Below are 14746 nucleotides of genomic sequence, written 5' to 3' on the forward strand. Positions count from 1 at the left end.
CATAGGCCAGCTCTGCGCCCCGATAGATCGGCAGGGCGATCATGGACGTGTACCCTTTCGGCAGGCCCGTCCTAATTAGACCGAGCCTCATCCTCCTCCGTCCCCCCATGTTCCGCAGACCACACGCCAGCGGCTTCGACGGCCACCGCGGAGCTCGAGGGCAGGACGTTCAGGTAGCTCTCGGTGTCCTCGACCGGCACGGCTGCGCGTTTGACGATCCGGTAGGCGGCGTAGAGCGCGATTGCGACAAAGGTGACGCCGGTTACGAGCCAGAAACCGTTGGGACCGAGCGCCTCCATCACCGCGCCGGTCAGCAACGGACCCGCAATCGCGCCGACCCCGAAGGTGAACACCAGCCCTCCGGACGCAGCGGGCATTTCGTCCGGCGACAGCGTGTCATTCGCGTATGCGAGGAAGAGGGCGTAGAGCGGTGTCGTGACCCCGCCCGCGACAAAGGCCGTCGCCATCAAGAGCCAGATGTTGTCTGCCATGATCCAGCCAAAGCCGCTTGCCGCAGTGCCGATGGCGGCTGCGCCGAAAATGACCTTGCGCCGGTCGATTTTGTCGGAGAGCCAGCCAATCGGGTATTGGAACGCCAACACGCCCGCGAACAGCATGGCCACAAACAGCGCAATTTCGGATGCGCTCAGCCCGATCTGCGTGCCGAAGACCGCCCCCATGCCGGACTGTGTCGCGTAGATACACCCGAGCAGGAAAATCCCGACCGTGCCCAAGGGAGAGCTTCGGAAGAGTTTGCGCAGCGGCATCGGCTGTGCCACCTCGACCGCTGGCACTGGCGTGACCGACAGGAGAATGGGCGCGAACGAGATCGAGACGAGGATCGACGCCCCGATAAACAGAACCGATGTGGCAGCGTCGCCGAGGGTCAGAAGGCCCTGCGCGCCGATGATGCCGAAGGTCTGCGCCAGCATATAGGCCGACAATACCTTGCCTCGGGTGTCATTCGTCGCGGAGTGGTTGAGCCAGCTTTCCGCAGTCACATAAATCCCCGACATGCAGAACCCGATCAGGATGCGCAGCAGCGTCCACGCCCATGGCTCCGTCAAAAGGGGCAGGGCGATCAAGGCCGCTGACATGAAGCTCCCCAGCGCCGCAAACACGCGCACATGCCCCACACGGCGGATCATCTTCGGCGTGATCTGCGCGCCGGACAGGAACCCGATGAAATAGCCGGAGGTGACGACTGCCAGCTCGGTCGCCGAAAACCCTTCGATCGCGCCGCGCAGGCCGATGAGGGTGAACTGCATCCCGTTGCCGAGCATCACCAGAAGAATGCCGAGAAGGAGAGCCCAAATGCTCGTCAAGACAGATATCATGCGTGGTGCTTTCTGTTCGAGGCGCGTCAAAGCGATCTGCGCCTGTCTCTCGTCGTAAACGCAGGTTCAGCGCGTCGCTAGGATGAGAGCGACGTTAGCGCAGGACATTCTTTACGCTACGCGAGGGACGCCCAAGCACGCAAGACTTTGAGCTACCACAGACTGCTTCTGTGGTGTTCACCCCATCACCGGCGTTTCCAGCGCCTCCACCGTCTCGAAAATCTTCGCCCTGAGCCAGCGGTGGGACGGAGAACGGTCGTGTCGGCGGTGCCAGTAGAGACGGAGTTTCTGATTGGGGACTTCGACGGGCGGACGATAGATCGAGAGGCCCAGTTTTCCCGCCACGGCCTGTGCGGTCTGTCCCGGAATGGTGGCAATCAGGTCGCTTTGGGCGGTCGCGACGGCGACGGCGTGGAAATGGGGAAGGGCGAGGGTCACCCGACGCTCCCGACCCGCACGCGCGAGGCAAGTGTCCACGATCCCACTCAGACTCCCGTCGATGGACCGCAGGGCATGTTGCAACTCGCAAAACAGATCAATCGGCATCATATCCCCCGGCCGCACGCCAGCATCTACAATTTCCGGATGATCCCTGCGCGCCACCACGAGGAACTGTGACTCCATGAGCGCCGCGCTCGACACCCAGTCTGCCTGCATCTCCATATCCCGCTCGAGCGCCATGTCGATCATGCTGTCCCGCAAGAGCGTCGCCACATCCCCCGTCGCCCCCTCAATCATTCGAAGCGTGACCGCTGGCGCGATGTGGGACACGCGGGCAAAGAGGCGGGGCATCACCAGAGTCGCGAAGAAGTCTGCACCACAGAGCGTAAAGGCACGGTCCAACTCCGCAGGGTCAAAGGTCTCTTCGTCGTTGATCGCGCCTTCGAGATCACTCAGCGCCCGCTGGATCGTCTCCGCGACAATCTCTGCGCGCGGCGTCGGGATCATCTCGTTTCCGCGACGCACAAAGAGCTCGTCCGAGAGGTGATGCCGCAGACGCGAGAGCGCGTTGCTCACCGCAGGCTGGCTCAACCCGATGAGGTCGCCCGCCCGCGTCACGCTCCGTTCGCGCATCAAGGCGTCGAACACGCGGAGCAGGTTGAGATCGAATGACGCAAAATTCACGAGAGTGATGGACCCCATATCGTTTCAAAATTCGGTTCTGAGCGGCCCCTGAAGTATGAAGAGGATGGGGGGAATAAAACAAGCCCCACCCCATGAAACCACGGATCAATACCCCCGACAGGGCGCTAAAGAGGCGTCTGTCGGCACGGGAGAGGAGTGCGTTATGCCGAAACTTTGTGATGTAGAAGCCATCTGGATGCTGGGCGGAGTGTTCCGCAGCTTTCGTCAGGACGGAGCGCCCCCCGGCGGCACATACCTATTGGAGCAGGTTTTGCCGCACGGCTTCTCCCCTCCGCGCCATATCCACCATAACGAAGACGAGACTTTCTACATGTTGGCAGGTGAAATCAGTTTTCTCGTTGGTGACGAAATCGTCAAAATCCGCGCAGGTGATGTTTTATGCGCCCCGAAGGGCGTTCCGCACACTTTTGTCGTGACGAGTGAGGAAGGCGCCCGCATGCTCACGATTACGGATAAGGGGGAGTTCGAAGCGATGGTCCGCACGGCGGGACACGTCGCGGACTATGATGGATTGCCCCCGAATACGGGGGAACCAACCTCCGAAGACATTTTACGGCTCGAAGCGGCTTGCCGCGCGAATGGAATTGAAGTCGTCGGCCCCCCTTTGGCCGCCGCTGCATAACTGGAGACCTTTGGAATGACTGCATCTAAAATATCTTTTGCCTGTGCCCCCGTAATTGCCCTCCTGGGCATGGCATGGGGGATCGCCATGGCGATCAGCACGGACCACTCAACCGCCCCCGTGCACGCGCACCTCAACCTCTTGGGCTGGGTGTCGCTCTTCCTGATGGGCATCTACTACAAACTGCACGAAGAGATCGACGGCCTCTTCCTCGCCCGCATTCAGGCGATCATCTGGGCGGCCGCCTCCCTCCTGATCGCCCTCGGCATCGCGCTGATCCACATGAACAACCCCGTCGGCGACCCCATCGCCGCAGTGATGTCGATCGTGCTCTTCCTCGACATGATCCTCTTCGTCGTCCTCGTCGCAAAATCGCGGCAGTGAGAGGGGGCCTTTGCAGAGCGAACGATTGAGGCTTCGCTCTGCACTCCCCACTACTGGGTATCAAGGCGCTGTTTTGTGTCCCGAAATCGCCCTCCTGCGCAAATATGCTGCGTGCCCTCTGCATCTCCGCGCAATTTTAGGCGGAATTGTCGCGGCCCGGCCCCTTCAATCTTTCGTGTCCCCTCTGTAGGTTGCGCGCGATTTGGCGCGAGCCTCCTCCCTCGCGCGCCATATGGAGAGTGAAATTATGGACCGTCGTTCTTTTCTGAAAACTTCCGCTTTGGGTGGCTCTGCCGCTGCCGCTTCGACCCTTGCCGCGCCGATGTATGCGCAGGGCCGTCGCACGCTGACCATGGTGTGTTCGTGGCCGCGTGGTCTTGCTGGTGTGTGGGATGCTGTCGAGCGTTTCGTTGATAGCGTGAACACCATGTCCGAAGGCCAGCTGACCATTGACGCGCGGGCCTCGGGCGAGCTTGTGGGTGGTCTCGAGGTGTTTGACGCCGTGACCTCCGGTCAGGCTGACATCTACCACTCCGCTGAATACTACTTCATGGGTCAGCACCCGGCGTTTGCCTATTTCACCACCGCGCCGTTCGGCATGACCGCGCCGGAGATGGCTGTGTGGTACTACGGTATGGGCGGCATGGAGCTGCACCGCAAACTGGGTGAAATCTTCGGCATGCACACCAACATCGGCGGCCAGACCGGCGCGCAGGGTGGCGGTTGGTATCGTCAGGAAATCACCTCTGTCGAAGACTTTAAAGGCCTCAAACTCCGCATGCCGGGTCTCGGTGGCGAAGTGGTCGGCAAGCTCGGCGCCTCCGTGCAGGTGATGCCGGCGGGCGACATCTATCAGGCCCTGTCCTCCGGCGCCCTCGACGGCACCGAATGGGTCGGCCCGTGGTCCGATGAGCGTCTCGGTCTGCAAGAGGTCTGTGACTACTTCTATCCGGCTGGCTTCCACGAGCCGGGCTCCGCGCTCTCCGTGAACACCAACCTCGATGTGTTTGAATCCCTCACCCCGGGCCAGCAGCGCATCATCGACAACGCCGCGGCAGAAGCCAACCAGTTCGACTACGCACTGTTCCTCGCGAACAACGGCCCGGCGCTCCAGCGCCTGATCGCGGGTGGCACCCAGATCAAACAATTCCCGGCAGACGTATGGGATGCGTTCGGTGCAGCCTCCAAAGAAGTGCTCGACCAGTATATGGACGACGAAATCTTCGCAGAAGTCCGCGCCTCCGCAGAGGCCGCGATGGCCGCGACCTCCGGTTGGATGGGCCGCTCCGACAGCTTCTACACCCAACAGCGTAACCGCGTGCTCGGCCTCGACTGATCGGTCTGACAAGCAACAAAAAAGCCGCGCAGAGAGAACACTCTGCGCGGCTTTTCTATTTCGAAATGCAGCCGTGATCAGGCGGCGATATCTGCCTCGGAGACCATTGCACCCGTCAGGCCGGTCGCTTCGCGATACACTTGGGCTTCGTGCTTGGTCAGGGTCGGCAGGCCTGTTTTCTCATGGGCGATGTGCGCCTCCGTGAGATCGCCAAAACGCTCCTCAATCTCATTGCGGTCCCGCGCAGACAGGTTCTCGGACGAAACTTCGCCGAGGAACAGGCTCTCCACAGGTTGCCCGTTTGCGATGATGATCTCGTGCTCGTCAAGCAGCAGGTTATACCAGTGAATCCATTTGCCAGTTTCCTGCTCGGAAGCTTCGATCTCGGACAGGAACTTCGCGGGCGCAAAGGCCTGCTCTGTTCCAAAGAGCAACTCAACCTCTGCGCCGGAGAGTGCAACGCGGTGGTTGATCGACAGGTAGAGATCACGCGTCGGCTGGCCTTCGCCAAAGAAATCCGCCGGAATGCATCGCGGACGTGCGCCGAGTCGATCGGCAGATGCAGTCGTGCGGAACCGTTGATAGGTGACGTAGCGGATCGGCTTTTGCGCGCCTGAGGCCGTCAGGACGAGATCACCCTCTTTCAAGACCTCGATAGGGCGGTCGCCAAAGGGTGTACGGATCAGGGTGCCTTTGAGAAGGCAAATCGCAGTCGGCGTCGGCGTCGTAGTCGCATTATCAATGGCGACCGCGCCGTTCCCGAAGCTATTCATCTCGGCTTCGGTCGCATTGTCATTGGGTAGGAAGTACAGGCGCTGGTCTTTCCCTGGTCCATTGTAGTCGTAGACCGTGATAATGTAGACTTCGTGGCCTTCGTACTGGTCCGGTACTTTGCCCTCGTTTAACGGCAAAGTGCCTGAGACCTCGAATTCGAAATTGTACAAAACCCCGTTGATCTCGACCAGCGTGTCAGGATCCCCTGTACCATTCCCGGAGCTTTCTAGAATGAGGTCACCGTCCGCGCCGTCCGCCACAAAATTCAATTCAACGGCTGCATCGCTCTTGATGTTCAGAGCCGCGTTTTTTGCGTTAAGGCCGTCAGTTCTTGCCCAATACGTGGTGTCAAACGTTGCCATTTTGCCAGCCTACCAATTCGATTACGGATACTACGAGTTTCTCAGTGGAAATTGGCATTTTCAGGGCGTTTCTGTCCAGTCCTTCCTTAAATTTGGAGGGGATTTGTGTCTGTGAGCGCGGGACACCATGTCTCATGTCGCCGCTGCGCGGAGTGCGATATACTTTCTCGTGCGAATATGTAGATGACTTCGCGTTTTTGACCGATTTTTTTGCAAGGCCAGCGGCGACTTGCCGCCGCACTTCAAGAGAGGCGAAACAGAGGAGGGCCGCAGGATGTCGGACCATGTTTCCCGCCCGTTCCACAGTCTGCCTGACCCATGGCGATGGCACATCGGTGTCGCGCTCTTCGTCACGCTTTGGTGGATGCTCTATCGGCAACTTTCTCCGATTGCAGAATGGATCGTTGCCGCGATCCCCGTGGACCGTCACAGCCATACCGGAGAGGCGCTCGCGTTCTTCTTCTATGACGTGCCAAAGGTGATGATGCTCCTGACGCTCATCGTCTTTGCAATGGGGGTGGTGCGGAGCTATTTCTCCGCCGAGAAAACCCGCTCGCTTCTGTCCGGTCGGCGTGAAGGCATCGGCAATGTGTTTGCCGCAGGTCTTGGCGTGCTCACGCCCTTCTGTTCCTGCTCTGCCGTGCCGCTCTTCATCGGTTTCGTGTCAGCAGGCGTGCCCCTTGGCGTGACCTTCTCCTTTCTGATCGCAGCGCCGATGGTCAATGAGGTGGCGCTTGTTCTCTTGTTCGGATTGGTCGGCTGGCAGGTCGCGCTCACTTATCTCGCCTTCGGCCTCGGGATCGCGATTGCCGCGGGTTTTGTGATCGGTCAACTGCATCTCGAAGGCTGGCTCCAGGATTGGGTCCGCGACATTCATTCCGGCGCAAGCGCACCGGATATGCCGGAATGCGAGGGGCGCAGGATGGTGGATCGCTACCGCCTCGGGATTGAAGCGGTGCGGGAAATTTTCGGGAAGGTCTGGAAATGGATCTTGCTCGGGATTGCGATGGGGGCGTTGATCCACGGTTACGTTCCTGAAAACCTGATGGCCTCCATTATGGGCGCAGAGGCTTGGTGGTCCGTGCCCGCAGCCGTCGTTCTGGGCATCCCCATGTACACGAATGCGGCCGGCGTGATCCCGATTGTCGAGGCGCTTTTGGGCAAGGGCGCGGCACTGGGCACCGTGCTTGCGTTCATGATGAGTGTGATCGCCCTGAGCCTGCCGGAAATGATTATTCTCAAACAGGTCCTGACCTATCGCCTTATCGCCGTCTTCATCTGCGTCGTGGGGAGCGGCATTCTCGCCGTTGGTTTCCTGTTCAACCTGATCTTTTGAAAGGAGAGAAGTATGACCACCGTGAAAGTCTACGGGCCGGGGTGCAAGCGATGCGAAACCACCGCGCAGATGGTCCGCGATGCGGCGGCATCACTCGGGCTAGAGGTCGAGGTCGAAAAAGTCACCGACCCGAAATCCATCGCCATGGCAGGCGTCATGTCCACACCGGGCATTTCGATCGACGGCAAACTCGTCCACGCGGGCGGCCTGCCGGATAAAAACAAGCTCGAAGACTGGCTCTCTGCCTAACCCGCGGTCTTTTTCGTGATGCAAATACTCCCGCCGGAGGCGTTCCGCCATCAAACACGAGAGTAAAGGTTTCTACCGGCGTGCCGACAAAATTCCGACACATGTCCGACGTTCTGCTGACAGGCCGGAGGAGGGGGTTAAAACCGCCCCGTGCCCTGCAAAACGCCGTGCTCCATCGCATAGCGCGTGAGGCCTGCCGTGGAGGAAATTCCGAGCTTGCGTTTGATATTTTTCCTGTGAGTCTCGACAGTTCTGACAGAAATCTCAAGTGCCGCCGCCACCTCTTTGTTCGACTTGCCCTGAGCCAGTTCGAGAAGGATCGTCTGCTCCCGATCCGTGAGCGGCTCCCGCCCATCCCGGATCTTCGGCCCAATAGCCGCCTGAGCCCCGTCACACAAATACTGCTCCCCGCGCATGACAGCATCGATGGCGTCTTTGACGTCCTCCGTCGGGTTGTCCTTGAGCACGTATCCCATTGCTCCATGCGATAGAGCGGCACCGATGTATTCGGGGCTGTCGTGCATGGACAGGATCAGAATGCGCGTCCGCGGGCTGCGTTCGAGCAAAAGCTCGGTGGCTGTCAGTCCCCCCATCTGCGGCATATTCAGGTCCAGAAGCACCACGTCGGGCGCAAGATCAATGACCTGATCCACCGCCTCGCGACCATTGCTCAGGGTGCCGACAACTTCGATTTCGTCAAACGTTTCGAGGAGGGCGCGGATGCCCTCGGCGACCATCGGGTGATCGTCAACAATCAGAACTCGTGTCACATTTTCGGTCATCGGGCGTTTCCTATTTCGGATCTCGGGCGGTTTGACCCTGCGGGCGGGAGGATATGCTTGAGTGGGACGGTCGCGTCAATGGCGGTGCCGGGTGACAGGGCGGTAATGGTCAGTGTGCCGTCCAGTTGTTCCATACGCTCCGCCATGTTGCGAAGGCCAATGCCTCGACTGCTCTTTGTTCCGGCGACGGGATCAAACCCGCGCCCGTTGTCTGAAATCAGCAGGGTAGCGCCCTTGCGGTGACCGGCCAGTTTGATCGAGACTTCTGTGGCTGCGGCGTGGCGTTCGATGTTTGTCAGCGCCTCCTGCGCGATGCGGAAGAGCGCGATCCGAGCTTCTTCGTCGAGGCGATTGCGGAAGACAACTGTTTCAAGTTCGGTCGCAATCCCCGTTCGTCTTTCGAACTCCTCCGCGAGGGCCTGAAGGGCAGGGCCGAGGCCGAGATCGTCGAGCACGCCGGGCCGCAAATCCCGCGAAATACGGCGCACTTCGGAAATCGCGCCGCCGAGCATTTCGAAACTCCGATCGAGGCTCGCAGGGGCTTTGGGGTCTTCGTTTTTTAGCTGGCGCCGCGCGAGTTCGAGCGCATAGCGCACGCCCACGAGAATCTGGCTGATCCCGTCGTGCAACTCGCGGGCGACGCGGCCACGTTCTTCTTCCTGCGTGTCGAAAATCCGCTGCGTGAGCTCTTTCAGCTTCGCATCCGCGAGGCGACGTTCGTGGATCGTAATGCTCACGCCCGTCGCGAAAACCAGCAACACCGCCGCCATCGTAATGGCGCCGATATAGGCAAACGTGCGTCGAATACGCGTTTCCACCTCGGCGCGGGCGGCTGCAACCGAGGTCAGGACATCGTCAATAAATACACCGGTGCCAATCGCCCACTGCCAGTCCTGCAGGCCGATGACATAACTCATCATCTGGGCGTACTCGCCGGTGGAGGGTTTCGGCCAAAGATACGAGTGGTACCCGCCGCCGCGTTTCGCCAGTTCGATCAACTCGTCCACGATCGGGGTGCCTTCGGGGTCGGTGAGGCCGAGCCAGTTGCGGGTGATCAGGTCCGTCTGACGCGGGGCCACGAGGTTCGTGCCATCATAATCGTAGACGAAGAAATAGCCCTCTTTCCCGTAGGTCATCGCGGACAGTATCTGCGTGACCTTGGTTTTTGCCTCGGAATCGTCGGGCGGGGCAGGGTTGTATTCGGCAGTGATCGAGGCACGGGCGAGTTGGAGATAGTTCTGCAATTCCTGCTTTTTGGCCGAGATCAGCTGGCTCTCAAGTTCCGCGATCTCCATCTGGGCCATTGTCCGCGATTGATGCGCCACAACGAGCGCAATCGCCGCCACCGAGAGGATCAGCGGCACGGTGGCGAGCAAGAACAATTTGCGCGCATAGGTTAACTCCGGAAAGAGCCGGGTCATCGGGTGCTGGGATCCTCTGGACGATTTGTGCTCACAATAGCGGGCAGGGGAAGCGCGTCAATCATGCGGGAGCGGTTTGCGCGGTAGTAAAGTTACGTTTGGTCATGCAAAAAACTCACAAAAAATCGCAAACTGCGTAGTGTTGGGTATTTCCTCAGCGGGAAGCCGCCGATAACGTTAACGGACGATTTGGCCCAGCGTTCGCTTGTCCACTGATCTGTCTCTGTTTACGCCCGTGTCCGGGGAGCGGCTATTTGCCGTCACATTCGGGAGGGAATGCGTGCGGGAGAGACGGCGGCAGGGTGATGCGGGTTCGAAGACTTTAAAATCGCCATAGACCATCTTGGGAGGAAATTATCTATGGATCGTCGTTCTTTTTTGAAAACGTCCGCATTGGGCGGTGCTTCCGCTGCAGCAGCTTCCACGCTCGCTGCACCTATGTATGCGCAGGGGAAGCGCACCTTGACCATGGTTACGACATGGCCGCGCGGACTTGCTGGTGTGTGGGACTCCGTTGAGCGGGTTGCATCCTCCATCAGCGAAATCTCTGATGGCACGCTCACCGTTGAGCCAAAAGCGGCTGGTGAACTCGTCGGTGGCCTCGAGGTGTTCGACGCTGTGACCGCAGGTCAGGCAGACATGTATCACGGCGCAGACTACTACTTCACCGGTCAGCATCCGGCATGGGCCTACTTCACCACCGTTCCGTTCGGCATGACCGCTCCGGAAATGATGGTGTGGTACTACGGCATGGGCGGTATGGAACTGCACCACAACCTCGGCGAAATCTTTGGTCTGAAACCGTTTATTGCCGGTCAGACGGGCGCTCAGGGTGGCGGCTGGTTCCGCAAGGAAATCAAATCCGCAGCCGACTTCCAGGGTCTCAAGTTCCGTATGCCGGGCCTCGGTGGTCAGGCACTTTCCAAACTCGGCGCGTCTGTTCAGGTGCTTCCGGGCGGCGAGATTTACCAAGCGCTTTCCTCCGGCGCGCTCGACGGCACCGAGTGGATCGGTCCGTGGTCCGACGAAAAGCTCGGCCTGCAGGAAGTCTGTGACTACTACTACCCTGCCGGTTTCCACGAGCCAGGCGCAGCCCTTTCCACCGTCACCAACCTCGAAGTCTTCGAGAGCCTGACACCGGCACAGCAGAAAGCCATCGAAGTGGCTTCTGGTGATGCGCACCAGCACAACTACGCGCTCTTCATGGCGAACAACGGTCCGGCGCTCCAGCGTCTGCTTCAGGCCGGTGTTCAGGCCAAAGAATTCTCTGACGACGTCTGGGATGCTTATGGCGCGGCGTCCAAGGAAGTGCTCGACGGCTACATGGATGACGAACTGTTCGCGGAAATCCGCACCTCCGCAGAGGCCGCCATGGCAGCGACCTCCGGTTGGTCCGGTCGTTCCGACAGCGTTTACACCGCACAGCGTGACCGCGTGCTTGCAAACCTGAAGTAAGCCAATTCACTGAGAAAATGGAAAATGCGCGCGGGTTTCGCGCGCATTTTCGTCCTTTTCGCGTTGTCGTCCCTGCCGCAGAGGCGTAAAGCAGCGCGAATACTGAACAAACGATAAAACACTGGGAACGTGACGCGAAACGCGGATCGGGAAAGGGACAGACGAATGGAAGAGCAAGCCGGCACGTCTTTCCTGGGGCTGGTGGTGGACGCGGTGATCAGCCTCGTCGTTAACCTCGGACTCGGGTTCTGGCACATCATTCAAGCGCTGACGCATCCGGGCCTCTGGCTCGATTGGTCCAACAAGGAAAGCTTGTTGCGCTTTGTCTATTACGGCGGCTCGAAAGAGTTGCTGTTTGTGTTTATCGATCTGGTGATCATTATCTCCGTGATTGGGTTCCTGTATCGCCCCTTCCTCTGGGGGCTCGTGCGCGGGCTGGAGAAGATTTCCAACACGTCCGGTCGCATCGCAGCGTGGGCGGGCCTCGTTATGGTTCTGCAGCAGATCATGGTCGTGTTCCTCCAATCCATTTTCCGTCAGGGCGAAATCACGATTGCGCCCTTCGGCACCGGTTTTACCCAATCGGTTGGTTGGTTCTCCGAGAGCCTCAAATTCGAGAACGCTCTGGTCGTCGCGCTCTGTGTCTCTTATGCCTTTGTGCAGGGCAGCCACGTGCGCGTTGACCTCGTTTACGCGGGAGTGAGCCACCGTGCGAAACGCGTGATCGATATGTGCGGGTCGCTTTTCTTTATGCTGCCGGTTGCCTTGCTCACATGGATGTACGCCTGGTTCTTCCTGTGGCGCCATCTGATCACGCCGAAGGTCTCTGCCTCTGACGTGCTCGACCGGATGCTGATGAAGGCGCGGATCGTGAAATGGAACGTCGAAACCGTGTCCTTCTCGGCCAACGGCTTTAACGGCTATTTCCTGTTCAAAGTGCTGATGCTCTGCTTCCTCGTTCTGGTGATCCTGCAGGCGCTGGCCTTCTTCTACCGCTCCTACCTCGAATTCATTGAGGGCGAAGAGAGCGCAGGCAAATATCTCGACAAAGACACGCTCGGCGAAGGCGAAGAAGCCTTTGAAGGCACGCATTAATTCGGGCGAAGGAACAGACACATGCTTTTCGGACTTGATGGCGTAGAAATCGGCCTCATCATCGTATTCCTTTGCCTCTTCGGTGGTATTCTCACCGGCTTTCCGGTGGCGTTCGCCATTGGTGGTGCGGGGCTTTTGTCCTTCGGGATCATCGCGGCGCTCGATAGCGCGGGCATTCTCGTGCACGAGGCGATCGACTCGGGCTCTCAGGCCTATCGCGACCTCGTAAATTCGGGGGTTAATCCCGCGACGATCTCGCATTTCAGGTTCCCTGATTTGCCCACCTATGCGGAACCCTTGTTCCCCGGCGGATGGGAGCAGGCGGTTGATCGCAACCTGTCCTTCATCGTCAACCGTATGAACGAACGTGTGTTCGCGGGTGCCTCCATCGAGACGCTCCTTGCCGTTCTGATGTTTGTGATGATGGGGATCGTGCTTGAACGCTCCAAGATCGCAAACGACCTTCTGACGACGATGGCCCGCGTATTCGGTCCGCTTCCGGGTGGCCTCGCTGTGTCCGTCGTGATCGTGGGGGCCTTCCTTGCGGCATCTACGGGGATCGTGGGCGCAACCGTTGTGACGATGGGTCTTCTGTCTCTGCCGACCATGCTGCGTCACGGCTACTCGCCGCAGCTTGCCACCGGTGTGATTGCCGCTTCCGGCACGCTCGGACAGATCATTCCGCCGTCCATCGTGATCGTTCTCCTCGGTACGCTTGCAGGTGATCTCTATTCCGCAGCCCAAGAAGCCCGCGCGCAGGCCGTCGGCTGTACCGACGCGCTGACCTATCTTGGCGAACCGGCTGTTGTGTCCGTCGGCACGCTGTTTCAGGCCGCGATGCTGCCAGGGATTTTCCTCGCGGGTCTCTACGCGCTCTATGCCTTCGGCTATGCGATGTTCAACCCGTCCAAGGCGCCGCCGGTGCACCTCGAGCATACCCACCACGAGACGATCACGCGTCGTGAAGGTCTGCTGTGGTTCCTTGCTGTGCCTGTGATCCTGATCGGGGCGGCAATTGTGTCCGGGCAGGTCGGGTTCTCCGGCTCTCAACGGATTGTCGTCAACGAGTTTACCGAAGCCGGCGCAACCGCAAGCCTTCGCACCAACGTGTCTGACCAGTGTCAGGTCGCGATGATCGACCTGCACGGCCAAGAGGCTTGGGACACGGCTATCGCGGAACAACAGGCGATTGAGGCCTCCGGTGGCGTTCAGCAAAGCGTCCAGCGCACACCGGAACAGATCGAGGCTCTGACCATCGAAGTCGTCGAGAACGCCCCGAAGATCGGGTCCGGCCTCCTCACTGTGATGGTTCTGCTGGCACTCGTGATCGCGTTCGGTCGTGGTGTCGCGCCGCATGCAAACCTGACCCCGCTTCTCATCGGGGCAGGCGGCATCGTCGCGGTTCTCGCGCTCGACACATTGTTCGTCGGTCCGCTCACCAGCTCCGGCACAGCCTTTGTGATCTATGCGATCCCGTTCCTCGCGATCGCTTACGGTCTCAAAGCTGCAGCAGGCTATCTCTCTAAGAACGAGCTGTTCCGCGTGGTCTTCCCGCCGCTTGTTCTCATCGTGGCTGTGCTTGGCTCCATCCTTGGCGGTGTCACCAACCCGACGCCTGCGGCTGGTCTCGGTGCCGGTGGTGCGCTGTTGCTCGCGGCCTACCGCAAACTTGCGGATGAGCATAAGACCTCGAAGATCATTATTGGTGCTGCCTTTGCGGTCGTGGTCATGATCCTGATCGGCGCGAACTTTGACCTCCGGATTGGCCGTGGCGATGCTCCTTTCGAAGATTGGGCGGCCTACATCGTTGCTCTTGGCGCCTTCTACTTCGCGATGTTCGGCATCCTCTATGCTTGCTGGGTTCTCGTGCGTGACGGAACGCTAGGTATCGTGGTGCGTGAAACGGCGAAGGTCACGTCGATGGTCTTCACCATCCTCATCGGCTCCCAGCTCTTGAACCTCGTGGTTATCTCCTTTGGGGGCGAGCATTATATCCAGCAGTTCCTGCGGTCGTTCGACAACGAATTCACCGTGTTCCTGCTCGTGATGCTGGTGCTCTTCGTCCTCGGCTTTGTGCTCGACTTCCTCGAGATCATCTACATCGTGGTTCCGATCGTTGGTCCGGTGATTTACGGCGGCACGATGGATCCGAAGTGGGTGACGATCATGATCGCTGTGAACCTACAGACCTCGTTCCTCACCCCGCCGTTCGGCTTTGCGCTGTTCTACCTGCGTGGTGTGGCGCCGAAAGAGGTTACGACCGGGCACATCTATAAGGGCATCATTCCCTTCGTGCTCATTCAAGTGATTGGCATCGGTATGCTCTGGGCCTTCCCGGATATCGTGACCATCGTTCCGAATTTGCTGTCTCGCTAAGGCAGACGCAGAAACAGTCAAAGCCCCGCCAATTTGGCGGGGCTTTTTCGTTTGAGGGGGATTTCACTTGC

At 59.4% G+C, this 14746-nt stretch carries 13 protein-coding genes; 8 read left to right on the forward strand and 5 right to left on the reverse strand.

All coding sequences use genetic code 11. From position 1 onward, the window contains the following. Window positions 1-71: 71 nt before the first annotated feature. On the reverse strand, window positions 72-1337 hold the full coding sequence (locus LA304_RS08745; RefSeq protein ID WP_224502764.1) for an MFS transporter: 1266 nt from the start codon (window positions 1335-1337) through the stop codon (window positions 72-74). A 177-nt stretch (window positions 1338-1514) separates the two neighbouring features. Next, window positions 1515-2480 (reverse strand): LysR family transcriptional regulator, encoded by a 966-nt coding sequence (locus tag LA304_RS08750; RefSeq protein ID WP_224502765.1) that lies wholly within the window; start codon window positions 2478-2480, stop codon window positions 1515-1517. Between the two features lie 145 nt (window positions 2481-2625). Here LA304_RS08750 and LA304_RS08755 point away from each other — a divergent pair, with 145 nt between their 5' ends. The 3 genes from LA304_RS08755 (at window position 2626) to LA304_RS08765 (ending at window position 4825) form a co-directional block, all read left to right on the forward strand. Further along, the gene (locus LA304_RS08755; RefSeq protein WP_224502766.1) at window positions 2626-3105 is read left to right on the forward strand and encodes a cupin domain-containing protein; all 480 of its coding nucleotides are present in this window, start codon (window positions 2626-2628) and stop codon (window positions 3103-3105) included. 87 nt (window positions 3106-3192) lie between these two features. Beyond that, window positions 3193-3489, forward strand: a complete 297-nt coding sequence (locus LA304_RS08760; RefSeq protein ID WP_224502767.1) for a hypothetical protein — start codon at window positions 3193-3195, stop codon at window positions 3487-3489. A gap of 247 nt (window positions 3490-3736) precedes the next feature. Continuing rightward, window positions 3737-4825: a TRAP transporter substrate-binding protein gene (locus tag LA304_RS08765; RefSeq protein WP_224502768.1), complete on the forward strand. Its 1089-nt coding sequence runs from the start codon at window positions 3737-3739 to the stop codon at window positions 4823-4825. Between the two features lie 77 nt (window positions 4826-4902). On the opposite strand, the gene LA304_RS08770 is transcribed toward LA304_RS08765, so the two are convergent. Beyond that, the gene (locus LA304_RS08770) at window positions 4903-5961 is read right to left on the reverse strand and encodes a Hint domain-containing protein (protein ID WP_224502769.1); all 1059 of its coding nucleotides are present in this window, start codon (window positions 5959-5961) and stop codon (window positions 4903-4905) included. A gap of 274 nt (window positions 5962-6235) precedes the next feature. On the opposite strand from LA304_RS08770, the gene LA304_RS08775 reads away from it, so the two are divergent. Together LA304_RS08775 and LA304_RS08780 are read left to right on the forward strand one after the other, a co-directional pair. Beyond that, complete coding sequence (locus tag LA304_RS08775) at window positions 6236-7297, forward strand: permease (RefSeq protein WP_224502770.1); 1062 nt, start codon at window positions 6236-6238, stop codon at window positions 7295-7297. Window positions 7298-7309: 12 nt separating this feature from the next. After that, complete coding sequence (locus LA304_RS08780; RefSeq protein ID WP_224502771.1) at window positions 7310-7546, forward strand: thioredoxin family protein; 237 nt, start codon at window positions 7310-7312, stop codon at window positions 7544-7546. A gap of 137 nt (window positions 7547-7683) precedes the next feature. Here the strand turns inward: LA304_RS08780 and LA304_RS08785 are convergent, their stop codons facing one another. Further along, window positions 7684-8328 (reverse strand): response regulator transcription factor, encoded by a 645-nt coding sequence (locus LA304_RS08785; protein ID WP_224502772.1) that lies wholly within the window; start codon window positions 8326-8328, stop codon window positions 7684-7686. Beyond that, window positions 8325-9749 (reverse strand): cache domain-containing protein, encoded by a 1425-nt coding sequence (locus tag LA304_RS08790; RefSeq protein WP_224502773.1) that lies wholly within the window; start codon window positions 9747-9749, stop codon window positions 8325-8327. The genes LA304_RS08785 and LA304_RS08790 overlap by 4 nt, the downstream gene beginning before the upstream one ends. A 360-nt stretch (window positions 9750-10109) precedes the next feature. Here LA304_RS08790 and LA304_RS08795 point away from each other — a divergent pair, with 360 nt between their 5' ends. The 3 genes from LA304_RS08795 (at window position 10110) to LA304_RS08805 (ending at window position 14675) form a co-directional block, all read left to right on the forward strand. Beyond that, window positions 10110-11204, forward strand: coding sequence for a TRAP transporter substrate-binding protein (locus LA304_RS08795; RefSeq protein WP_224502774.1), 1095 nt, complete (start codon window positions 10110-10112; stop codon window positions 11202-11204). A gap of 165 nt (window positions 11205-11369) precedes the next feature. Beyond that, window positions 11370-12299, forward strand: a complete 930-nt coding sequence (locus LA304_RS08800) for a TRAP transporter small permease subunit (protein WP_224502775.1) — start codon at window positions 11370-11372, stop codon at window positions 12297-12299. 21 nt (window positions 12300-12320) lie between these two features. Next, window positions 12321-14675 (forward strand): TRAP transporter large permease, encoded by a 2355-nt coding sequence (locus tag LA304_RS08805; protein ID WP_224502776.1) that lies wholly within the window; start codon window positions 12321-12323, stop codon window positions 14673-14675. Window positions 14676-14746: the final 71 nt, after the last annotated feature.

The sequence above is a fragment of the Celeribacter litoreus genome, assembly GCF_020165855.1.
GTDB classification, from domain to species: Bacteria; Pseudomonadota; Alphaproteobacteria; order Rhodobacterales; family Rhodobacteraceae; genus Celeribacter; species Celeribacter litoreus.